Consider the following 22,747-nt stretch of genomic DNA (forward strand, 5'->3'; position numbering starts at 1 on the left):
GGCGAAGGGACACGTGTCCCACAGGTGGTCCATGGCAGTGCCCGCAGCCCGTCTTTGGTGGGGTCTGACAGACCCGGAGGCCTTGCCTCATTGGCTGGGGAAGTTAACGTCCGGGCGGTTCGTCGTGGGGGATGTGGTGACCATCCAGCACGCGGAAAACTATTTTTGTACCAGCCGGATTCTGGCATGTGAACCGGAAAAACTGCTGCACATGACGTGGGACTTTCCGGACGAGCCGGCTTCGCAGGTGCGGATTACCCTCACCCCGGTCGGCAGTACTACCCACCTGGACCTGGCGCACGACGGGCTGGGGAGCGAAGCCGCCAATTACCTGCCCGGCTGGCACGCGCATCTTCTCTACTTGGAAGACTTGATCATGGGCCGGCCGCGACCCATGTCCGAATTCTGGTCAACGTACGAAGGGCTGTCCGAAATTTAAGCCGCCGCGGGCGGCTGGGGTGCCTGGGCGGCAGCCGGCTCGTCCCCGGCCTTGGGCGCCCGCTTCAGGGCCACGGCCATGTCCGTGGTGAGGATGGCCAGGGAGAGCCAGACCAGGCCGAAGCCGATCCAGCGTTCCAACGGCATGGGCTCGTGCAGGAAGACGAGGGCGATGATGAACTGCAGGATGGGGGCCAGGTACTGCAGCATTCCGACAGTGCTCAGCGGCAGCCGGCGGGCGGCGGCGCCGAAGAACAGCAGGGGCAGCGCCGTGATCAGGCCGCTTGCGGCCATCAGCCAGAAATGCCCGCCGCCTTCGGAGAGCAGGGTTGCCTGGCCGCCGGCCATCAGGATGAGCATGATGGCCACGGAGACCGGGGTCAGCACCAGCGTTTCCACGCTCAGGCTGGTGACGGCGTCGACGCGGCCGCCGATGTTCTTCTTGACCAGGCCGTAGAACCCGAAGCTGAGCGCCAGGATCAGGGCAATCCACGGAACGTTGCCGTACCCGAAGGCAAGCACCAGCACAGCGGCGAAGGCAACGCCCATGGCGGCCCACTGCGCCGGGCGCAGCCGTTCCTTCAGCAGGATGACCCCCAGCAGCACGGAGACCAGCGGGTTGATGAAGTATCCCAGCGCGGCCTCGATGGCGTGTCCGTTCAGCACCGCGAACACGTAGGTCAACCAGTTGACCGCGATGAGGCCGGCGGCCAGGGACAACGTCCCGAGGGTGCGCCTGTTGCCCAGCGCGGCCCCGAAGGTGCGCCAGCCGCGCAGCGCCGTGATCAGCAGGAAGCAGAACAGCAGCGACCAGACAATCCGGTTGGCGACGATCTCCAGCGGGCCGGCGGGTATCAGGGCGGTGAAGTACAGGGGGAGGATGCCCCAGAGGCCGTAGGCCGAGAGTCCGTAGGCCATGCCGGCCCGGGTCTCGGTGTCCCGCCGCCCGCGGGACGCAGCGCTGACGCCACCATCGGGGCTCCCGGCGACGCGGGCGGGGGAGGAGGGCTCCGAGGTGGCACCGCCGTCGTTCTTGGACACGCTGGCGACAACCTCCGGTCGGTGGGTTCTATTCCACCCACCGTACCCCTGTGCGGCCGCGGCCGTCAGAACTTTCCGCCGGCCAGCTTTCCCACCAGTTCGCTGAATTCGTCGAGCGGATGTTGGCGGCCCCCGGAGGGATCGCGGTGGTAGGTGACGGCGAGCGACTGCAGCGGCGGGACGCCCACCAGCCGCGCGCGCTCGCCGGCGGCGGCCAGGGCCTGCTGCGGGCCGAACTGCGCCAGCGCCTCCGGCCCGAAGAACGAGCACGCGGGGACGCTGACGCCGGTGAAGCGCGCGGGAAAGGCCAGCCGGTCCAGCAGCATGGTGTGCCCGGCCAGCGCGGTGCGGGCGTGGGCGCGGTGCATGGCCGAACCGAAGGAGGCCAGCTCGTCGTCGCTGAGCGGGTCCACCGATTCGCAGAACAGCTCCACCGACTCGTGCACACCCGTCGACGAGCGCGTCACGGTGAGCACGCCGATGGACGGCACCTCCGTGCCGGGGCGGGGACGGCCGACCACGACGATGTTGCCGGTCATCGGCGCGAGACGGAAGCAGTAGTCGGTGAGGTCGGCAACGTCCCACGGTTCGCTGACCGGCTCGTGGATGCCCCAGCCCACCGGCCCGGCGCCGGTCAACTCGGTGAACAGCGCCGCGGTGAAGTCGCCGATGCGGGTGGATGCGCTGGCCGGATGCAGGATCTCGCCGCGGGCCTGGATCACGCCGTCGGATCCGGCCGGCGCCTGCAGGTAGTCCGGTGCCAACTGTTCCTCGGCGGCGAAGACGTCCCCGCCCCAGCGGTACTGCTGGCCGGTGAAGCCGTTGTAGAACGTGCCGTCCGTGGCGCTGGCCATCCAAATGCAGCCCTCGCGCTGCAGCAGCTGGTACAGCGGCAGCGTCAGCTTGCCGGTGCTGGGCGTCATCACCACGAACTGGCGCTCCGACCCGCGGGCGGCCACATACGCGCGGGTGAGGGCGGGGGAGAGGAACGCCAGCGGCTTGTCCTGGAAGACGACGGCGGTTCGTTCGGTGTGGAAATCGAAGGCGGAGGCGTGCATGCCCATCCCTATTCTCCGGAGCCGGGCAGTTGGTGGGCGACGACGGCGCCGCGGCACCGCACGGCGATATTCTGCGCCACCCGGTAGCCGAGCGAGTCGCCGTCGGGGATGCCGTTGCGCACGGTGATCTCCTGCCACCACAGGTCCTGGTGCTCCGGCTCGGCGAAATCCGGGTCGTCGGAGAAGATCGACGGGATCGGGGTGCCCTCGATCGCGGTCACGGCGGCGCCGGCGAGCAGCCGGGACACCTCGCCGGGAACCCGGACCAGGCGCGGCAGCTCGACGGCCAGCAGGGTGGTGCCGTTGCCGTCCTCGACTTCCAGCAGGGCGTTGCCGGCGGCCTCGCGGACGTACTCCTGCGGCACCACGGCCAGCAGCGAAACAATGACGACGTCCTGGTCCGGCTCATCGAGCGCGACGACGGTGACGGTGTTAGACATTGGCGGTCGCCTCCAGCGGGGTCCACAGGGTCTGTACGGTCTGCACGGGGCCGCCGGAGCGGACCAGCAGGCCGCGGCCCGGCGGCAGCCGGCGGGCGCGCACGTTGTTGAGCAGGCCGCCTTCGGAGCGGTCGCCGGAGAGGATCAGGCCGGTGCTGCCGGAGTCCCGCAGCGCGGCGAAGAACTGTTCGTACATGCCGCGGCCGGCCCCGCGCACCCGGCGGGTGAGGATCACGTTCAGCTGCAGTTCCGGGCCCATCGGCAGGTATTCGATCAGCGAGCGGAGCGGGCCGGCGCCGCCGGCCGTGAGGATGTCGTAGTCATCGGCGAGCAGGACGATCCGCGGGATGCTGTCCGCCTCGCCGATGCTGTCCTGCATCGCGTCGCCGCCGGCGGTCCGCTTGGACAGTTCCGAGGCGATCGCGTTGGCCAGCGGCTCGGCCTGGGCGGCGCTCGGCGCGTAGCCGCCCAGGTAGGCGTCCGGGACCACGTCGGCCAGCGCCCGGCGGGGATCGAAGACGGCGAAGACCAGGTCCCGGGACGGGTACTGCGCCACCAGCGAGGCGACCAGGGAACGGACCAGGTTGGTCTTGCCGGACTGCTCGTCGCCCATCACGATCAGGTGGTGCTCGCCGCGGACGAGGTCCAGCATTTCGGGGCCCAGGTCGGTCTCGCGCAGGCCGAGCGGCAACAGGCCCGGGAGCGCCGGGACCTCGAGCTGGGCGGCTTCCACCACCTGCGGCAGGATGCGCACCTGCATGGCGCGGGCATCGGTGGAGGCGGCGACGGCTGCCACCATGTCCCGGGTGCCCTGCGTGGCCGTGTCCGCGTCGGCCACGCCGTCGATGCGCGGGAGCGCGAAGTGGCCGAAAAGCTTGGCCTCGGTCAGCGCGCGGCCCGGCCGGTCGGCGGGCATGGTCTCGGCCAGTTTGCGGCCGTAGGAGGAATCTGCCGGATCGGCCAGGCGCAGCTCGATCTTGGTGCCGAAGAAGGACTGTTGGGCCAGCCGGATCTCGTTCTGCCGGTTGGCGGTGGTGATCACGTGGATGCCGTAGCCGCCGCCGCGGGCGATCAGCGCGTGCACGGCCGGTTCGATGTCCTCGAATTCGTCGGTCAGCAAGCCGTAGCCGTCCAGGACCAGCACGACGTCGGCGCTGGGCAGCTCGGGAATCTTGCCCTGGGCGCACAGCCTGCGCAGGGTGGCCAGCGAATCCACCTGGTACTTCTCGAAGACGATCTCACGCTCGCCGAGCATGGCCAGCACTTCTTCCACCGTGCGGCGGACTACCTCGCGGTTGGTCCGCACGGCCACGCCGCCCACGTGCGGCAGGCCCTCCAGCGGGATCAGCGAGTTCCCCAGCAGGTCCACGCAGTAGATGCCCACCTCCTGCGGGCTGTGGGTCAGGGCCAGCGAGGCCGCAATGGTGCGCAGCGCGGTGCTCTTGCCCGACTGCGGTCCGCCGATGATGGCCACGTTGCCGCCCGCCGACTTCAGGTCAAGTTCCCAGACGCCCTGCCACTGCTTGGCCGGGTCATCGAGCAGTCCGATCGGGACCTTCAGCGCGCCGCCGGAGGCGAGCCGGATGCCCTGGCTGGTGGTGGTCACCGAACCGGCGGCGGTGTCCAGTGCCAGCGCCGCCGGCAGCGGCGGCAGCCAGATGGGATCCACGGCGCGCGGGAACCCGGCCAGGGTGGCCATCAGGGTGGACAGGACGGTCGGGCCGGTGGTGCGCTTGGACGCCCCGGTACGGGCCGGCCTGGCGGCAGCGGCGCCGGCGTCGTCCGCCCGCTCCAGGCTGGCCGCATAGGTGGGCATCGGCAGCACCCGGGGGCCGTCGTCGCCGGCGGTTTCCTCCGCCTCCAGGGCCTGGACATCCTCCAGCGGGCCCGACACGTAGCCCGCCTTGAACCGGGTGTAGACGGTGGTATCCACCTTCAGGTAGCCGTAGCCGGGGACCGGCGGCAGGTGGAAGGCGTCCGGCGTGTCCAGCACGGTGCGAGATTCCGACTCGGAGAGCGTGCGCAGCCCGATCCGGTAGGACAGGTAGGTCTCCAGCCCGCGCAGCTTGCCGGACTCGATCCGCTGGCTGCTCAACAGCAGGTGCACGCCGATGGACCGGCCGATCCGGCCGATGGAGAGGAACAGGTCGATGAAGTCCGGCCGGGCGGTGAGCAGTTCGCCGAATTCGTCGATGATCACCACCAGGTGCGGCAGCGGCTCCATGGCCTCGCCGCGGGTGAGCCGTTCCTGCCGGTGCAGCTGGTAGTCGGTGATGTTGGCGATGTTGCCGGCGGCCTTGAGGACTTCCTGCCGCCGGACCACCTCGCCGTTGAGGCTGGAGTAGATGCGTTCGATCAGGCTCGCGTCATCGGCGAGGTTGGTGATCACGCCGGAGACCTGCGGCGCGTCGGCGAAGGGAGCGAACGTGGCGCCGCCCTTGAAGTCCACCAGCACCATGGACAGCAGTTCCGGCGGATGGGTGGCCAGCAGTCCCAGCACCAGCGACCGCAGCATCTCCGACTTGCCGGAGCCGGTGGCGCCAACGCAGAGCCCGTGCGGGCCCATGCCGAACTGCGCCGATTCCTTCAGGTCCAGCAGGGCGGGCCGGCCGCGGTCGTCGGGGCCCAGCGGGATCCGCAGGAAGTCCACTTCGCTGCGGGGCTTCCAGAGCCGCCTGATGTCCGCCTCGTCCAGCGCCGGGCTCAGGCCGAGCATGTCCAGGAAGCTGTCCGAGCTGGCGGCGGTGTTGTGTTCCAGCGAGTCCGCCGAGAGCCGCATCGGCGCCAGTTCCCGGGCCAGCGCCTCGGCGGTCGGCACGGCCAGGGGGTCCAGCGTTCCCTGTTCCACCACCGGTTCGACCGGATCCTCGCGGTAGTTCTGGATCGTGAATCCCGAGTCCGACGGCGGGGCGCCGGAGGCCGCGGAATTCGCGGCAGGACCGGCCTGGGTGACGCGCACGCCGACCTCGCCGGGCTCCTGGCCGCGGTCGGCCACCAGATACACCACCGTGATGCCCAGGTGGGCCAGCCCGGCATGCCGGTCCGTCAGCACGAGTTCTTCGGGCAGCCCGCCGTAGCAGTCGGCGAGCACCAGCAGCCGCGGCAGGTGCTGGCTGGCACCCCGGGCGTTCTTGGAGGATTCGGCAGCCACCACCGCGCGGCGGTTCAGCTCGTCGGCCAGCACGGTACCGAGTTCGTCCAGGGACCGGGCCACCCGGCGGACCGGGCCGGTGGCGTGGGCCTGCTTCTGGTCCGCCAGATGCGGCAGCCACAGGGCCCAGTCCCAGTCGCCCAGCCGGTCTTCGCCGGCCGCGATCCCCACGTGCAGGTCCTCGGGCGAGTGGAAGGCACAGGCCTCGGCGAGCAGGTTCCGGGCGGCGTTGAGCACGAACCCGCGGGAGCCGACGATGCTGATGTTGCCGGCCGAGTCCAGCGGCAGGGTCAGCGGCAAATCCGGCGACGTCTCATACCGCCGCTGCAGGATCCGGACCTCGTTGTCCATGAAGGTGTCGCGCTGGGCCGTGGCCGGGCCCTGCTCGTTGATGGTGATCTGCCGGCTGATCCGTTCGCCGGAGCCGATCCGCACGTGCAGGAAGTCCTCGTTGCCGCGCCGCCGCTCCCAGAGCCGTTGCGTGTTGCGGATGATGTCGAAGAGGGCGGTGGGCTCCGGGTTGCTGGTACGCGCGGTGGTGATGGTGCGTTGCTCGTCCGCGCGGAGCGTGGCCCGGGACTCCTCCAGGTATTCCAGGTAGCGGTCGCGTTCTTCGGCCCGGGCGCGGGCCGCCCGGCCGCGCTGGCCCAGCATCATGACGATGGACGCGACAACGGTCACGATCATCGCGATGGCGCCGACGGCGGCCAGGCTGTTGCCGCGGAAGAGCATCATCACGGTCATGGACAATCCGGCGCCCAGCAGCGGGATCAGCGCCATGGCGTTCATCCTGCCGGCCTTCTCGCCCATGGGCGGCGGGGCCTCCAGGCTGAAGGGGGCGGCCTCGCGAGCCGGGGCGGTGGTCCGGGCCGGCCGGTGGAAGATCTTCACGCTCATCGGCCGGTGTGCTCCATCGCCAGGGCCAGCGCCGTGGAGGCCAGTTCGGCCGCCTGCAGCCGGACGGCGCGGGACATCAGGCCCGGGTCGAGTTCCACGCCGCCGGCCAGGTGCCGGTCGTATCCCAGGGGCAGCACGGAGATTCCGTCCCGCGCGAGCAGCTTCGCTTCGGCCATCGTATCCAGCGGGGCATCGGCATCCGTGCGGGTCAGTACGGCCAGCAGGCCGGTCCCGGCCAGCTCAGGGGTGGCCGCCCACGCGGCCGCCGTGCGCCGCACGTCCTGGACCCCGGCCACCGAGGCGGGGGCCACCAGCACGGCCAGCTGCGCGACGCCGATGGCCCAGTTGGTGTCCGGGTTCTCGCCCGGGCCGGTGGCGCAGTCGTAAACCGCCACCGGGCAGTACCGGGAGATGTTCTGGCCGGCCGCGGAGAGCGCGGCATGGCCGGCGTGCCCGCCGAGCGCACGTTCCCCGGCCACCCAGAGGTTGGGCCCGGCGGCGGCCAGCTGCCGGCGCAGGTCCTCGGCGCTTGCGGCGGGGGAGTAGTGCAGGACGGCCGCGGCGTCGTCGATCGCCGGTGCCTCCGGCACCCCGAGCCGCAGCGCCAGGGTCCCGCCGGCGGGCGCCAGGTCGACGGCCGCGATGGTGTCCTGCCGGGCCGCCGCGTACAGCGATGCGAGCAGCGCCGCCGTCGTGGTCTTCCCGGCCCCGCCCCGGCTGCCGATCACCGCGATCCGGCGCCCCGTGCTGACGGCGGCCTGTGCGCCGGCCGTGGCGGCGACCAGCCGCCGCGGGTAGTCGTCGGAGGAGAGCAGGCCCCTCGCCGCCAGGGCCGTGCGGACCAGCCAGGGCTCGCCGCGCCGGCCGCGCAGGCGGCGGCGGCGCTGTTCGGCATCGGACTCGAATGGGCCGGGCCCGGCGGGTCCGGCGGCCGGAGCCGGCGTGCTCCACGGGTCGGCCACCTGTGTCCGGCCGGGGCGGCCCGCACCGGACGGGGCGGCCGGGGACACGGGAGCGTGCGGGGGAGGGCCCGCCGGGACGTGCCCGGTGGCGGTATTCTCCCGGGCGATCAGGTCCCTGCGCGACATCGGTTCCATGGAATCGGTTCCAACCTGTCTCAGTCGAAGGTGGTCAGCAGCGAGGCGAAGACGCCGAACAAGCCGATGACCAGCGGGACGGCGGCCAGGATGGCCAGCGTCTCCAACCGGTTGGCCAGCAGGCGCAGTTTCGCGGCGGAATGGTCGGCCAGCGTGACGGTCAGCGAGATCACCACGGCGATGGCCAGCACCAGCAGGCCGGCCGCCACGAACCAGCCGTGCCCGGGAGAGAAGGCCAGCACCGAGCGCGCCAGGGCCAGCGTGCCGGCGGCGGCCGCCAGGTACAGCGCGATCCGGTCGGTGGCCAGCGGAAAGGCGCGCGCCCGCAGCCCGGTGGCCAGGGCCAGGCAACCTATCAGCGGCATTGTCCAGGCCTGCCACTCGGTGTCCGTTCCCAGGATCCACAGTCCGGCGGCCACGGAGAGCGCCGCCAGCGCGGTGCCGAAGCTGAGGCCGCGGTGCGCCGAGCCGATGGCCACGTGGACGTCGGTGCGGCCGATGCGGCCGCCCTTGGACCGCCGGTCGTCCAGCGTGGCCAGCCCGGACGTGGAGAGGGCGATCTGCGGCAGCAGGCCAAGGGTCGCGCAGCTCAGCAGCGCGGCTACGGCGGCGGCCCGCACCGGGTCGCCGAAGAGAGCCAGCGAGGCGGCCCAGAAAACGGTGAGCAGGGCGAGCAGGCCCGCGGCTGACATCAGCGCCCGCGGACGCTGCGAGATCAGGCCGGCACCGACCAGTGCCACGGCGCTCGCCGCAGCGGCCAGCAGCACGTGCGTCCCGGGGTCGGCAGGCAGGCGCAGCACGCCGCCCAGGGCCAGCAGCCAGCCCGTGCCAACCAGCAGCGGGCCCAGCACCGTGGCGGTTACCCGGCCCAGATAGATGCCGGCGCCCAGCAGCACCGCGGCCAGCGCGAAGAAGACGGCCGCGGCCATGGCGGCGGCGGCGCCGTCGAGCAGCAGGTGCACGCCCAGATACAGTCCGGCGGCGGCGAAGACGGCGCCCGTCCCGCGGCGGACCCGCTCGGTCCAGCGGCCGCCGATGTCCTCGGTCTGTTCCACCACGGCGTCGGTGATGTCGTACACCACCGGTGCGGGCGGGGCCTCGGAGACATTCACCAGCCGGAGCATGGCGCCGTCGGCGATGCCCGCGTCCGTCAGCGACGCGTCCTCGCGGACCGGATCGCCGGCGGGGGTGATCAGCGTTTTCACGGCGACGGCGGCGGCCGGCTGGTCGTCGAGCAGGTCCAGGACCTGCGGCAGCAGCAGGCCGACGGGAGTTTGCGACGGGAGCAGGACGTCCACATGGCGCTGTGGCCCGGCCACCGTGACGCGGGTAAAGGTTTCGGCCATGCTCAAGCGGCTCCTCGGTGGGGGACGGGCGGCAGGCGGGCGCCGTCGTCGTCCGCCGGATGGCCACCGAGGTGGAGGACGACGGCGGACTGCGTCCGCTGCTGCCGTTCCTGCCGCAGGTCTTCCAGCAGGTTGGTCACGAACGAATAGCCCACGCAGACGGCGGCGATGACCGCCGCCATGGCGATGCTGAAGAAGAAGGTGCGCACGCTGGACTTCCAGCGCCGCTGGAGCGGGTTCGCGCCGTACAGCAGCGCCGTGGTCAGCCGGGCACGCCGGACGGCCACTGACTCAATGAGCTGGTTGTCGTAATCGTGGGCCACGTCTCTCCTCCCGAGCGGTGCGTCGCCTACCGAGCTTATCGCTCCAAACGATGGATAAATTCCCGCGTGTCCCGCGCAGGATGGGGAGATGTACCCATTAAGTTCGATTGACGCGGTGCGGGCCAGCGCGTTCTATGGTAAAGGCGGGGAACGCTCGAAGACAACCGGCCGGGCGGCAACCCGGCGCACCGCGGACGCAGCAGGCGTCCGCCGGCGGAAGCGGCAGCTACAGCCCCGTGACGGGGCACGGAGGTGGAGCAATGAGCGGCAACCAGTTCATCAAGATGGAAAAGAGCGCGTTTGTCGACGCCGGGAAGGCCAGTGCGGCGGCCGATACCGAACTCCAGGCGCTGATGAAGGAGCTTGAGGCAGTCCCCGAGCCGATGCGCGGCAACACCGCCGGCGACTTCTGGGAGAAGTTCAAGGGCATTATGGGCCGGGCCAACATGGTGGCGTCCGGGCTGCAGAAATCGCTGGTCTCCATCCAGCAGGGCCAGTCCGAGGTCAACACCACTATGCAGCTGGGCGAGCAGCAGCAGGCCGACGACGCCGATGCCACCGAGGGCAAGGCGGCCTGGGACGACGCCGTCTTCCGCAACCGCGGCTAGCCGCGGCCCCGGAAGCAGGCAGGCGGCACCGGCTCAGGGCATCAGGGCCCCCGCCCCTCACGCGGCACTGATTCACAGACGATCTTTTTCCGGCCGAGGCCGGGCATGAGGAAGGAAACATCATGGCAGACCAGAATTCATACGCCTTCTCCGACGGCGGGGCATCGCAGGCCCAGGACAACCTGGACCGGGTGAAGAAGAAGCTCAACGCGCTGGTGGAAACCCGCAAGAAGGACGCCGCGGACCTGCAGGCCAAGTTCCAGGCCACCGACATCGCAGAGCAGTACGACCGGGTGGAGCAGGCCTGGGCAGACGCCGGGTTCGCGTTCGCGGGCATCATGGCGGACGTGCACAAGCTGCTGGAGGACGCCAAGAGCACCGCCGGCAACACCATCAAGACGGCCGGCGCAAAGATCGCCAACATCTAGACCGGCAGCATTCAGTCCGCCAACGTCCGGCACGAAAGGCAATCAGCAGTGGCACTCGACGGCTGGGACATCGAACCCACCAAAGTCCAAACAATCGTCACCACCGCCAGCGGGCGGGCCGACAGCTTTGAAACGGATTTCCCGGCCTTGGGTACCGCCGTCAGCGACATCATCGCTGCCGCCAAGTCCGGCCCGGTGATGGACGCGCTCAACGGCTGGGCGGAGAAGACCGTCCAACCGGGCCTGAACAGTGTCGCCGGACGGCTGCAGACCACCTTCCAGGGCACCATGGACGCGGTGAATTCCTACGTCATGGGGGACGCGCAGATGGCCGGAGACGCCCAGAACCTGATCGGGACGCTGCCCGAGGAGGGAGACGCCTCGCGTCCGCACCGGCCGCACGGACCCACTCCGCTGGCGCTCTGATCGACCGGTCCCGCCATTTTCACGAACATCAAGTCTCACGCACCGAATAAGGGGAAGCAATGACGGCCTGGGATCCCTACGCCGAGGAATACCCGCAGCGGCCCGACGCGGAACTGCTGCGCACCCACGCCAAGGCGCTGGACGACAAGGCCGAAGACATTGACGACGCCGTCGAACTGATCGAGAGCGACTGGAGCGGGCTGGAAGCGGTCTACAAGTCGCCGGAGGCCCCGCAGGTCTACGTCGCGGTCAAACCGATCAGGACCGCCACCGAGGACATCAAGTCCGACACCGCGGCCATCAAGTCGGCCATCGAGGCGTTCGCCGACTGGGCAGACACCTTCACCTCGCGCTACGACGCGCTGGTGGCCCGCTGGCACGGCGTGCGGGCGCGGATCGCCGACGAAGGCAGCGACTGGCGCAAGGACGAGGACCTGGTCAACGACGACAACCGGATCCTCAGGGACGCCAACGCGCTGGCGGCCGAGCACATGGCGGCCGAGCGCACCTGCGCCAACGCGATTGCCGCGCTCTACGGCGGCATCACGCTGGTCGAAACCACGCAGGACGGCCCCGGTACCGGCCAGCAGGCCTACGGCTACTCGGCAGAACAGCTTGATTCGGCGACCGGCGAGGGCCACATTCCCTGGGGCAAGCCGACGGAGTGGGACAAGCCGTGGTACGCGGACGTCTGGGACGGCATGGTGTCCTTCGGCAAGGGCGTCTGGAGCGGGATCACCGGCACGGTGACCGGCCTGTGGAACATGGTCAACTTCACCGACGGCGAGACCTTCGCCGCCACGTGGAAGGGCATCGGCCAGATCGCCCTGAACGTGGCCATCGTCTCCAGTCCGATCTCCGCGGTCGTGGCCGAGTCGATCGGCGGCCCGGGCACGGCCAAGAAGGCGGGCGAGGAACTGCTGGCCGTCGGCAAGGCGGCCATCCACTGGGACGACTGGCAGCGCGACCCGGCCTACGCCGCCGGCGCGACGGCGTTCGATCTCTCCGCCATCCTCCTGACCGCCGGCGGCGGCGCCGTGGCCAAGGCCGGCGGCGTGGCCAACAAGGTCACCGCGGTCAGCCGGGCCGGCGGGGCAGCGGCCAAGGTGCTGGACTTCTCCGGCCTGTCCAAGACCGCGGGCCTGACCACCCGCGCCATCGACTTCTCCACCAACTTCAAGTTCACGGCCATCGATGTCACGACCAGCGGCTTCAAGACGGTCACCGGCACGGTCCGCCCCTACGTCAGCACCGCCGGCCACGCTTTCACCGACGGGCTGCGCAACGCCGCCTCGGGCCTGCGCGCCGGCGCGGACAACTTCACGACGTCGCTGCGCGCCGGCACGGACAACCTGGCGAACGCGCTGGGCGGCCCGCGCCTGGCCACCGCGGGCGGCGGCTACACCACCGGGCACCGGTTCGATGTGGAGACGCCGTCCGGCCGGAACGCCAACACCAACACCATCATGAACTTCGACGCGGACGGACCCAAACCGCCGTCGCGCACCGGCGGCTACACCGTGCCGGAGCGTTCCGGCCCGCCGCAGTACGGCCAGCGGATCGAGACGCCGGAGGCCAACCCGGCGCCGGCACGCACTCCCGACGCTGAAGCGCCGCGCCAAACTCCGGACGGTGAAGCGCCGGCACGTACTCCCGACGCGGAGGCGCCGGCACGTACTCCCGACGCGGAGGCGCCGGCACGTACTCCCGACGCGGAGGCGCCGGCACGTACTCCCGACGCGGAGACGCCGGCACGTACTCCCGACGCAGGAGCGGATGCTCCCGCCTCCAGGGCCCCGGCCCCGGAACCCGATCCCGCCACCTCCAAGGCGGCCGCTGCGGCGGCCGGCGACGGCGTCAACGGCTATGACGTGAACGGACAGCGCGTCGACGACGGCTTCCGCCATCCGCAGGAACCGCAGCACGGCACCGCTGTGCCCGACGCGATCCAGAACCCGGAGGCACACGCCAGGTACGGCCAGCACCGGGCCGATGACCTTTACCAGGACGTCGAAATGCCGGACTGGGCGGACCTGCCCAAGGACCAGCACGGCCGCCTGGACATCAACAGCGACCTCGACGCCATCGTGGACCGCTCGCAGCCCGCCTATGGCACCGACGAGCTCGGGAACCCCTTGGACAGAGCCGAATACGCGAACCGGTACAGCGAGTTGGACGAATTCCGGCCGGACGAGTACCGGGCGGCCTATCCGGACAACGCCGGGGCGGTCGAGGGATCCATCCGGACGTACTCGTCCTACGACGAGCTGCAGGCAGACTTTGGAAATGTCCAGCTGGACCGGATCGGTCCCAACGGCGGAGCCTACCTCGCCATCGAGGGAACCCCGTGGCACATGCGCGGGCTGCCGGTCGATACCCTCGGCAAGGAGCTGCACCACTTCGAGCTTGACCGCCTGCCCGAGGGCGTCAAGATCGAGGTCTCCGAAATCGCCCCGGCCTTCGGGCGCCCGGGCGGCGGAACCCAGCTGCGGTTCCTCGACACCACCCAGGGGCCCGAAGCCAAAGCCCTCGGCGTCGACGAGCTGATCCGCAGGGAAGGCGTCCGCGAGACCGGACCGCGCCAGTTCGACCCGCCGTGGGCGCGCAACGCGGGCGATCCGGTGGACCTGCTGGCCGAGCACGACCTCGACTTGTCCGCACGGAAATCCGTCGTTGACGCGGTCGAAGAGCAGGGCATCACGCTGAAACCCACCATGGTCTACGAGGTGGATGGCCGCGGCAAGTTCTACACGAACTCCGCCGGCCACATCCAGCAGATCGAGGCTCCCAGCGGATCCAAGGGCAACTGGAATCCCGAACTGAACAACCCGCGGCCCAACGTCCGCTACCACATCGACGGCAACATCGTGGTCCACACCGACGGGTTCGGGCGCCCCACGGCACTGCACGCCCACGACCTTGAATACTTCCCCAAAAACCAGGCCGACACCTGGCGGCATCCGGGCAACCAGACCCACGTTGGAGGGAACGGCGGCGGCGACTACGACGGCGGCCACCTCCTCGCAGCCATGTTCGGCGGACCGGGGGAGAAGATCAACCTGATTCCCCAGCTGAACATCCAAAACCGGAACCTCGGCCTGGGCGCCCTGACGCCCATCGAGCGGTTGCGGGTGACGGGGGCCGCCGACACCTGGTATGACACCGAGCTGTGGATCCGCGACCGACTCCGCAACGTGCCTCCCGGGGGCAGCAAGCCCTCGGTCACCTGGGACGTCCGCCCGATCTACGATGCTGGTGGGGGAAACCGTGTTCCACATATGGTGGAACTCAAGGTAACGGTTAACGGCCAAACCCGGCGCTTCGACTTCGAAAACTAAGGAATGTACTTCCCGTGACATCACAGCTGCTCTCCGACGAATTCTTGTCGGCCATGGCAACCGCGGCCTCTTCGCGGTTCCGGACCTATCAGGAGATCCGGCTGGAGTTCGACATCTATGGTGCAACCGTCTCCTGGACGGAGATGGCACAGACGGCTGAAGGCGCATGGGTCAGCATTGACTTCTCCGACGCCGTGCCGCTGGACCGCAGGGCGCTGAAGTCGGACAAAGCCGCCAGCTACACCAAGGGCAAGGGCACATGGTTCGCCGCCCGGCTAACCCTGGTCCCGGACGAAGAGCCGCGGTTCGAACGGTTCGACACTGAGCCGTTGGAACCTGCCCCGGGCGCCCTCCAGATGCCCGTACCTCCCGCTGCGGTCCAGGCCGAGCTGGCCCTGTTCCCGCGCGAACGGGAACGGGTTCCCGGCTGGATGCGCGACATCCTCGAAAGCAACGGTTTGGATGTGCCGTATCTTGACCCGGCGACCGAAGAGCTGGTGCTGGGCAGTGAACGGGCTCCCTTCCAGGATCCCGCCCAGTAGCTCTCCCGCACCCTCCCGGAAGAAGGAACCCACCCCATGTCCGAACAGACGCCTGTGCTGCTCCGCCAAGAGCAGTTGGCCGAGATTCTCGCCGGCTGGATGCTGCAGGCGGTCAACTCCGAGCCCGGCTGGGACCGGATGGTGCTGGAGCTTAAACCATCCGCTGACGCCATGCTCATGCGCATCACCCAAGAGCGCGGGGGCATGGCCGCGGCCAATGCCGGCGCCCTGCAGCCCGGCACCGCGCCCTTCGACGCCGCCGTCGAACTGCACAGCCTCAGCGCGGGGGAGAACGGAGAATCCTGGCGCTCGGCAGCCGTGAACCTCTCCGCACGGGACTGGCCGGAACCGAAATACTCGCTGGACACCTACTTCAATTTCGACCAGCCCGCACCCGATTTCGGTCTGGGAGAACCGGCCGACCAGGGGCCCGCGTCAGAAGCGGAGCAGGAACAGGACGGCCGGCGCGGGCTGGACAACCGCCTGGTCGCCGACGCCGTGGCGAAATTCAGCGAGAATCCGGGGAAGGCGGCGGCAGTCAATGTGTTGCGCCACCTGATTGGCAGCGAAGTGTTGCTCGATGCCACCGACAACCCCGGGCGCCCAGGCATCAGCGTCGTCGAAGTCCACGGTTCGCCAGCCGTGCTCGCCTTCACGTCACAGGAGAAGCTGGCCGAATTCCGTGCCTCCACGGGCCGGCCGGGGGCACCGGTGTCCTGGGTCCAGCCCGGCGAGGACCTGTTGAGGTTCGTCGACGGCCACCGGGACATTGCCTACCTCTACATCAATCCCGCGGGCCCCGCCTGCGCCCTCGGTCGTCGGGAGATCGGCTTCGCGGCCGGGAGCCTGGCCAATGTCGGCCTGAAGCGGGCCGTGGCGGGCCAGGGCGGCACCGACGCCGTCGCGGAAGAGCTCAAGCGGCCCGGCGCCGTCGTTCTGGCGGTTGACCGTTCGGGCGAGGGTGGCTCCGACGGGGGCCCGATCCTGCTCAAGGACCAGGACGGCGGGCCGATTCTTCCCGTGTTCTCGTCCGGGCCGGAAGTTGCCGCTTTCCGGCCGGCGGCGCAATTCAGGGAAGTGCCGGCAACCTGGGCCATCGACATGCTGCGCCAGAGGCCCGAACTGTCGATGGTGGTGGACCCCGCCGGCCCGGAAGCGCTGCTCCGCGCCTCGGACTTCTGACATGGCCGCCCACCTGGGGCAGCTGGACGAAGCCCTGCTGGCGACGGCAGCAGAGTGGTTCGGGGGCCGCAGTTCCCTGGAGGACGGCGCCTGGACCGTGCGGAACGACTACGGCTTCCGGATGTCCGTCGCGGCCGAGGCCGACGGCTTCGTCTTCCGGGACGTCATCGCGCCCTACTGGCCCGGGAGGCCGGAATACGTCCGCACCACGGACCCGGAGGCCCTGCTGCGCTGCCTGTTGTTCCGGGCGGCGTTCTGGCAGCGCAAACGCCGCGGCCTGCGTTTCCTCGCCCTCTCCGACCAGGGGATGGACGATTCCGGCGGCTGGACGTTTCGCAGCAAGCCGCACAAGTCGCCTGCCGTGCTCGAACGTACGGGACCCGGCGGCACCGTCACCGCCGGCTTTCCGGTGGCACGGGATGCGCGGATCTTCACCCGGTACGCGGCACTTCCGCTGGAGTCCCTCGTGGTGTCACTCGTCGCGGCGGACGGTGCCCCGCTGTTCGGACCGGGCAGGCCGGGCCACGTGCTCCAAGGGCTGCCGGGCCGGCTGGCGGAACTGCCGCCCGAACGGATGGACAAGGCCGCACAGTACGCCGCCATAGCCGAACCGCTGATCCGTGACGATCAGTGGGCGTTCATGAACGCGGCCGGAGAGCGCACGACCGTCAGCGCGACCGCCAACGGGTACATCCTGGACTTTGACATGCCGCACGACAATGCGGACCGGAAGAGGTCCTACGTGCGCACCGAGGACCCTGACATCCTCACGCGTTGCCTGTTGTTCCTCAGCGGCCGGGCGAACCGGTTCCTGGAGGCAGCGGACGCCGGGGACGGTTTCCTGCCCTACACCGACCGATACGGTTGCCGGGTCGAGGACCCCGACCAGGCCTACCCCGTCACCCTCACCGGCACCAGCGAGCGGGGGGAGTTCCGGGCCTTCTTCCCGGCCGGCACCGGGGCGCGCCACCTGACCTACTACTCCGGGGCGCCCATCGATGAGCTGCTGGCATCGATCGAGTCGGACGACGGGTCGCCGCTGTTCGGCCCGGACCGGCTGGGAGCCGCCGGCTGAGGGCCGGATGATGCGGCAAGCCTGACGGGCCGCCCGGTCCCTGGCCCGGGCCACGCACCGCCGGTGCCCGGGAGCCAGTGAGATACGCGGCACACTGTTAGGAGGGAAACCGGCGGGCATTTAGAATAGGAAACTGTGCGCTTATTGCGCAGGAGGATTCCCGAAGAAGAAGGACTGCCCGTGTCTAACTCTGCCGAGGCCATCACCCAGCGTCCCCTGAGGGTGGCTATCGTCGGCGCCGGACCAGCCGGCGTTTACGCCGCTGACATCCTCACCAAGGCGGAGCGGGATTTCGAGGTCAGCATCGACCTCTTCGACCGCTACCCGGCGCCCTACGGCCTGATCCGCTACGGCGTGGCCCCCGACCACCCTCGGATCAAGGGCATCGTCAACGCCCTGCACAAGGTGCTGGACCGCGGCGACATCCGCTTCCTGGGCAACGTCGACTACGGCCGGGACCTGACGCTGAGCGACTTCCGGCACTTCTACGACGCGGTGATCTTCGCGACCGGCGCCATCCAGGACGCCGAGCTGGACATCCCCGGCGTTGAGCTCGAAGGATCCTTCGGCGCCGCCGACTTCGTGTCCTGGTACGACGGCCATCCGGATGTGCCCCGCGACTGGCCGCTGGAGGCCAAGGAAATCGCGGTCATCGGCAACGGCAACGTGGCCCTGGACGTGGCACGCATGCTCTCCAAGCACGCCGACGACCTGCTCAGCACCGAGATCCCGGAGAACGTCTACCGCGGCCTGAAGAACTCGCCCGTCACCGATGTGCACGTCTTCGGTCGGCGCGGTCCGGCGCAGGTGAAGTTCACCCCGCTGGAGCTGCGCGAGCTTTCGCATTCGCGCGACGTGGACATCGTGCTCTACCCGGAGGACTTCGACTTCGACGAGGGCTCCGACGAGGCGATCCGCTCCAACAACCAGACCAAGACGATGGTCAACACCCTGACCAACTGGCTGGTGGAAGAACAGGACACCGGCGCTTCCCGCCGCCTGCACCTGCACTTCCTGCACACGCCCGTGGAGATCGTGGAAGGCAGCGGCGACGGCGCCGGGCACGTGGCGGCGATCAAGTTCGAGCGTAACGAACTGGACGGCACCGGCAACGTCCGCGGCACCGGCGAAATCGTCGAATACCCGGTCCAGGCCGTCTACCGGGCCATCGGCTACTTCGGCTCCGAGCTGCCCGAGGTCGGCTACGATGCCCGCCGCGGCGTCATCCCCAACGAGGGCGGGCGCGTGCTGGACGAAGACGGCAACCCGGTGCCGGGCATCTATGCCACAGGCTGGATCAAGCGCGGGCCGGTGGGCCTGATCGGCCACACCAAGGGCGATGCGCTGGAGACCATCGGCTTCTTGCTCGAGGACCGGCTGGACCTGCCCGCCGCCTCCAATCCCGCCGAGGACGCCATCATCAAGCTGCTCGAGGAGCGAGGCGTCGCCTACACCACCTGGGAAGGCTGGCTGAAGCTGGATGCCCATGAGCGTGAGCTCGGTGCCTCCTTCGTCCCCGAAAACAACGACGGCGATGCTCCCGCCGTCGAGCGCGAGCGCGTCAAGGTGGTCCCGCGCGAAGAAATGGTGAAGATCTCGCAGCACTGACCCGCGGAACCGGGTGCCCCGGCCCAGCGCGGGGAGCTCGCCCGACCCGGCGCCGCACCGGCGCGCGGTGCGCGGCTAGCGCTTGAGGTAGAAGCGCAGGACGTCGCCGCCGGGAAGCTCCACGCGGACCTTGTCGTCGCCGGGGGTGCTGAGGCGGGCTTCGGGATAGGTGGAACGCAGGCTGCTGAGCAGCGCCTGGTACGGATCCGGGAGCGAAGCATCCGGTCCGGGCGGGCTTCCCGAGTCCGGGCGGTGGAGCCAGGTCCGGAAGCGGCCGCCGCACCGCTGCAGCAGGGACTGTACTGGTGCTACCATCGCCATCCTCGCCCGCTTCACTGCCGGCGGCTGGCCGGTCCAATTCCGCGTTTCTGCCCTTTCACCCAGTATGGGAGCCGGCGGCCCTTTATCTGCGAGGCGTTCCGGCATGTCGCGGAAGGACGGTGCGGCCCGCTCAACCTCGGGGCCACCCCCGGAGCAGCCCCGCCCCGGCGGGGGCGATCCGGCCCGCGGGCGATCTGCGGCCCGCAACGACTATGCTGAAGCCGAGCCGATGGCCGGCCGCATCCACCAGCGCCCGCCCTGCGTCGGCGCGCTTCAGGTCCCACGTAGAAGGAGGCAGGGCACCCCGCATGGCCAGACCGCAGAACCCGCAGCGCAAGCCGCAGCTGCTCGAGGACATCCTGGCCTACCTGCAGGACAAGAACCTGGCGGACCTGTCCTTCCGCCCGCTGGCCGAAGCCCTGGGCATCAGCAGCTACATGCTGGTCTATCACTTCGGGCACCGGGAACAGCTGCTCGAGGAGATAGTGCAACGGGTCGAGGCCGATCTCTCCGCGCCGTCGCCGGAGCAGTTGGCCGGCCTGGCGGTCCCGGAGCTGCGGCAGTTGCTGCTCCAGGTGTGGGAGCACTCGCAGACGCCGCACAGCCGCGCCCTGCAGCGCCTGGGATTCGAAGCCGCCATCCAGCAGGCGGCCGCCAGGCACACCACCGATCCGGTGCCGCCCCTGCGACCGCCCGGGTTCGTCCGCTGGCGCGATGCCGCCACCGGGTGGCTGCGGGCCCGCGGGGCAGGGGAGCAGACGGCGGCGGCCGAAGGAACGCTCTTCGCCGCCGGCGTGTGCGGCCTGTGGTTCGGGCAGGTGGTTGCCGACCAGGCCGGAGAGCCGGCGGCGGCGTTCAACCTGCTCCTGGAACGTTTCCTCGCGGCCGCAGCCTGAGAAGTCCACGCGGCGCCGCCGGACGCGCCGCACAGGGTCCGTCGAAGGACGGAAGGCGCGCTCCGCCGTCGTGATTGGGCAGGGGCTCGCATAGTCTGGGGGAGTGACGAACGATATACCGCTCAATGAAGAACAGACCCGACGCGTGGTTGCCCTCGCCATGGACCTCGCCCGCGAGGGCAAGACCGGCGAGCTCGCGGAGTTCCTCGACCACGGGCTGCCTGTGGATGCGCTGGATTCCGACCACAACACCCTGCTGATGCTGGCCGCCTACCACGGGCAGGAAGAGACCGTGGGCATGTTGCTGGAACGCGGGGCCAACCCCGATATCCGCAACGTGCGCGACCAGTCGCCGATCGCCGGTGCCCTGTTCAAGGGTGAGGACGCCGTGGTGGCCAGGCTGCTGGCGGCCGGGGCGGACCTGGATGCCGGCACCCCGAGCGCCCGCGACGCCGCCAAGATGTTCGGCCGCGGGCACCTCCTGGAGAAGTAGGGCCTGGAACGAAAAACTGCCCGGGACCGGCCGTTGAGGCGGTCCCGGGCAGTTTCATGCCTGGTCAGGCTGGGGTGTTACGCCGAGTCGGTGTTCACGTCGACCGGGGAGATCTTGCCGGCCTGCAGGGCCTCGATGGCCTTGCGCACGCCTTCGCCGTAGGCCGGGTCGGCCTTGGTGCAGTTGGCGATGTGGCGTTCGATGGTCGCCTGGGAAGCGCCGTCGATGGCACGGGCGGTGTTCTCGAAGAGGACCTGCCGCTGCTCGGCGGTCATCTTCTCGCGGAAGAGGATGCCGGGCTGCTCGAAGTAGTTGTCGTCGTCCTCGCGGAAGTTGAACCGGTCGGCCACGGCGCCCACGGCCTGGGCCGGGTCGCGGTAAGCCGGCTGTTCCTGCCAGCGGCCGTAGCCGTTGGGCTCGATGCCCGGGGTCGCGCCCTGGTTGCCGTCGACGCGCATGGAGCCGTCACGGTGGAAGGAGTTGACCAGCCCGGCGCCGCGCGGGTAGTTCACCGGGATCTGGTGGTGGTTGACACCCAGGCGGTAGCGCTGCGCGTCGCCGTAGGAGAACAGGCGTCCCTGCAGCATGCGGTCCGGCGAGAAGCTGATGCCCGGAACCACGTTGGCCGGGGTGAAGGCAGCCTGCTCGACGTCGGCGAAGTAGTTCTCCGGATTGCGGTTCAACTCCCACTCGCCAACCTCGATCAGCGGGTAGTCCTTCTTGGACCAGACCTTGGTCAGGTCGAACGGGTGGTACTTGTAGGTCTCCGCGTCGGCCTCGGGCATGATCTGGACCATGAGCTTCCACTTCGGGAAGTCGCCGCGGTCGATGGACTCGAGCAGGTCGCGCTGGTGCGACTCGCGGTCCTCGCCCACCAGCGCGGCGGCCTCGGCATCGGTGAGGTTCTTGATGCCCTGCTGCGTGCGGTGGTGGAACTTCACCCAGTAGCGCTCGCCGGCGTCGTTGATGAAGCTGTAGGTGTGCGAGCCGAAGCCGTGCATGTGGCGGTAGGACGCCGGGATGCCGCGGTCGGACATGACGATGGTGACCTGGTGCAGGGCCTCCGGCAGGTTGGTCCAGAAGTCCCAGTTGTTCTCCGCGCTGCGCAGGTTGGTGCGCGGATCACGCTTCACTGCGTGGTTCAGGTCCGGGAACTTCAGCGGGTCGCGGAAGAAGAACACGGGGGTGTTGTTGCCCACCAGGTCCCAGTTGCCCTCTTCGGTGTAGAACTTGACCGAGAAGCCGCGGATGTCACGCTCGGCGTCGGCCGCGCCGCGCTCGCCGGCGACGGTGGAGAAGCGGGCGAACAGTTCGGTCTTCTTGCCGACCTCGGAGAAGATCTTGGCCTTGGTGTACTTGGTGATGTCGTTGGTCACCGTGAAGGTGCCGAAGGCACCGGAGCCCTTGGCGTGCATGCGGCGCTCGGGGATGACCTCGCGGTCGAAGTGGGCCATCTTCTCCAGGAACCAGACGTCCTGCAGCAGCATCGGGCCGCGGGGGCCCGCGGTCAGGCTGTCCTGGTTATCGGCTACGGGCGCGCCCGCAACAGTTGTCAACGGCTTGGTGTTATCAGCCATTTAGTTATCGCTCCTTGTCGGATCTTCCAATTGAAGGTCTTTCGTGGCAGTGCAGGCGGGGCAGGTGCCCCAGAAGGTGACCTCGGCCTCGTCGATCGCGAAACCGTGGTTGTCGGCCGCCGTCAGGCACGGTGCCTCGCCCACGGTGCAGTCGACGTCGGCAATATTGCCGCACGACCGGCACACCACGTGGTGGTGGTTGTCGCCAACCCGGGCCTCAAACCGCGCCGGGGACCCCGAGGGCTCGATCCGGCGCAGCAGCCGGGCGTCCGTCAGCGCCGCCAGCACATCGTAGACGGCCTGCTTGGAGACGCCGCCGAGTTCGTCCCGCACCACACCGATGATGGTGTCGGCGTCGGCATGCGGGTGCGCGCGGACTGCTTCCAGCACCGCCGCCCGCGGACGGGTCACGCGCAGCGACGCCTCGCGCAACAAGTCCTCCGGATCCCTCATCTCGACCAT

21 protein-coding genes are annotated in these 22,747 nt (G+C 69.7%); 11 read left to right on the forward strand and 10 right to left on the reverse strand.

Annotation, left to right across the window (positions count from 1 at the left end; genetic code table 11):
* Positions 1-31: 31 nt before the first annotated feature.
* Positions 32-439, forward strand: a complete 408-nt coding sequence (locus AC5RUP_RS11505; RefSeq protein ID WP_494153935.1) for an SRPBCC domain-containing protein — start codon at positions 32-34, stop codon at positions 437-439.
* On the opposite strand, the gene rarD is transcribed toward AC5RUP_RS11505, so the two are convergent.
* From rarD to AC5RUP_RS11540, 7 genes are all read right to left on the reverse strand, one after another.
* Complete coding sequence (gene rarD, locus AC5RUP_RS11510; protein WP_494153936.1) at positions 436-1,479, reverse strand: EamA family transporter RarD; 1,044 nt, start codon at positions 1,477-1,479, stop codon at positions 436-438. The two genes, AC5RUP_RS11505 and rarD, sit on opposite strands and share 4 nt — an antisense overlap.
* Positions 1,480-1,544: 65 nt before the next feature.
* Positions 1,545-2,537: a DUF6177 family protein gene (locus AC5RUP_RS11515; RefSeq protein WP_494158560.1), complete on the reverse strand. Its 993-nt coding sequence runs from the start codon at positions 2,535-2,537 to the stop codon at positions 1,545-1,547.
* An 8-nt stretch (positions 2,538-2,545) separates the two neighbouring features.
* Entirely contained in the window at positions 2,546-2,977 is a 432-nt protein-coding gene (locus tag AC5RUP_RS11520) for a hypothetical protein (protein ID WP_494155216.1), read from the reverse strand.
* A complete protein-coding gene (eccCa, locus tag AC5RUP_RS11525; protein WP_494158561.1) occupies positions 2,970-7,025 on the reverse strand; it encodes a type VII secretion protein EccCa in 4,056 nt (1,351 codons plus the stop codon). The genes AC5RUP_RS11520 and eccCa overlap by 8 nt, the downstream gene beginning before the upstream one ends.
* Complete coding sequence (locus tag AC5RUP_RS11530; protein ID WP_494158562.1) at positions 7,022-8,122, reverse strand: nucleotide-binding protein; 1,101 nt, start codon at positions 8,120-8,122, stop codon at positions 7,022-7,024. The genes eccCa and AC5RUP_RS11530 overlap by 4 nt, the downstream gene beginning before the upstream one ends.
* Before the next feature lie 20 nt (positions 8,123-8,142).
* A complete protein-coding gene (gene eccD / locus AC5RUP_RS11535; protein ID WP_494158563.1) occupies positions 8,143-9,468 on the reverse strand; it encodes a type VII secretion integral membrane protein EccD in 1,326 nt (441 codons plus the stop codon).
* Between the two features lie 2 nt (positions 9,469-9,470).
* Complete coding sequence (locus tag AC5RUP_RS11540) at positions 9,471-9,791, reverse strand: hypothetical protein (protein WP_494129054.1); 321 nt, start codon at positions 9,789-9,791, stop codon at positions 9,471-9,473.
* 260 nt (positions 9,792-10,051) lie between these two features.
* Between AC5RUP_RS11540 and AC5RUP_RS11545 the strand changes: the two genes are divergently transcribed.
* The 8 genes from AC5RUP_RS11545 (at position 10,052) to AC5RUP_RS11580 (ending at position 18,998) form a co-directional block, all read left to right on the forward strand.
* Complete coding sequence (locus tag AC5RUP_RS11545) at positions 10,052-10,399, forward strand: hypothetical protein (RefSeq protein ID WP_493939538.1); 348 nt, start codon at positions 10,052-10,054, stop codon at positions 10,397-10,399.
* A 122-nt stretch (positions 10,400-10,521) separates the two neighbouring features.
* Complete coding sequence (locus AC5RUP_RS11550; protein ID WP_493979873.1) at positions 10,522-10,827, forward strand: hypothetical protein; 306 nt, start codon at positions 10,522-10,524, stop codon at positions 10,825-10,827.
* Positions 10,828-10,875: 48 nt separating this feature from the next.
* Positions 10,876-11,253 (forward strand): DUF6507 family protein, encoded by a 378-nt coding sequence (locus AC5RUP_RS11555; RefSeq protein ID WP_494091425.1) that lies wholly within the window; start codon positions 10,876-10,878, stop codon positions 11,251-11,253.
* A 59-nt stretch (positions 11,254-11,312) separates the two neighbouring features.
* Positions 11,313-14,591, forward strand: coding sequence for a glycohydrolase toxin TNT-related protein (locus tag AC5RUP_RS11560; protein ID WP_494158564.1), 3,279 nt, complete (start codon positions 11,313-11,315; stop codon positions 14,589-14,591).
* Positions 14,592-14,605: 14 nt separating this feature from the next.
* Positions 14,606-15,133 carry a hypothetical protein gene (locus AC5RUP_RS11565; protein ID WP_494154335.1) on the forward strand — a complete coding sequence of 176 codons (528 nt, stop codon included), beginning with the start codon at positions 14,606-14,608 and terminating at the stop codon, positions 15,131-15,133.
* Positions 15,134-15,169: 36 nt separating this feature from the next.
* Positions 15,170-16,315: an SseB family protein gene (locus AC5RUP_RS11570; RefSeq protein ID WP_494154336.1), complete on the forward strand. Its 1,146-nt coding sequence runs from the start codon at positions 15,170-15,172 to the stop codon at positions 16,313-16,315.
* 1 nt (position 16,316) lies between these two features.
* The gene (locus AC5RUP_RS11575) at positions 16,317-17,390 is read left to right on the forward strand and encodes a hypothetical protein (RefSeq protein WP_494154337.1); all 1,074 of its coding nucleotides are present in this window, start codon (positions 16,317-16,319) and stop codon (positions 17,388-17,390) included.
* A 180-nt stretch (positions 17,391-17,570) separates the two neighbouring features.
* Positions 17,571-18,998 (forward strand): FAD-dependent oxidoreductase, encoded by a 1,428-nt coding sequence (locus AC5RUP_RS11580; protein ID WP_494064800.1) that lies wholly within the window; start codon positions 17,571-17,573, stop codon positions 18,996-18,998.
* A 75-nt stretch (positions 18,999-19,073) separates the two neighbouring features.
* On the opposite strand, the gene AC5RUP_RS11585 is transcribed toward AC5RUP_RS11580, so the two are convergent.
* Positions 19,074-19,313, reverse strand: a complete 240-nt coding sequence (locus AC5RUP_RS11585) for a hypothetical protein (RefSeq protein WP_494154338.1) — start codon at positions 19,311-19,313, stop codon at positions 19,074-19,076.
* Positions 19,314-19,627: 314 nt separating this feature from the next.
* Between AC5RUP_RS11585 and AC5RUP_RS11590 the strand changes: the two genes are divergently transcribed.
* Both AC5RUP_RS11590 and AC5RUP_RS11595 read left to right on the forward strand, forming a co-directional pair.
* On the forward strand, positions 19,628-20,215 hold the full coding sequence (locus AC5RUP_RS11590; protein ID WP_494158565.1) for a TetR/AcrR family transcriptional regulator: 588 nt from the start codon (positions 19,628-19,630) through the stop codon (positions 20,213-20,215).
* Positions 20,216-20,375: 160 nt separating this feature from the next.
* Complete coding sequence (locus tag AC5RUP_RS11595; RefSeq protein ID WP_494154946.1) at positions 20,376-20,708, forward strand: ankyrin repeat domain-containing protein; 333 nt, start codon at positions 20,376-20,378, stop codon at positions 20,706-20,708.
* Between the two features lie 77 nt (positions 20,709-20,785).
* Here the strand turns inward: AC5RUP_RS11595 and AC5RUP_RS11600 are convergent, their stop codons facing one another.
* Positions 20,786-22,285 carry a catalase gene (locus tag AC5RUP_RS11600; RefSeq protein WP_494132155.1) on the reverse strand — a complete coding sequence of 500 codons (1,500 nt, stop codon included), beginning with the start codon at positions 22,283-22,285 and terminating at the stop codon, positions 20,786-20,788.
* Entirely contained in the window at positions 22,286-22,747 is a 462-nt protein-coding gene (locus AC5RUP_RS11605) for a Fur family transcriptional regulator (protein WP_494093155.1), read from the reverse strand.

The organism is Arthrobacter sp. Y3223151 (assembly GCF_059091125.1).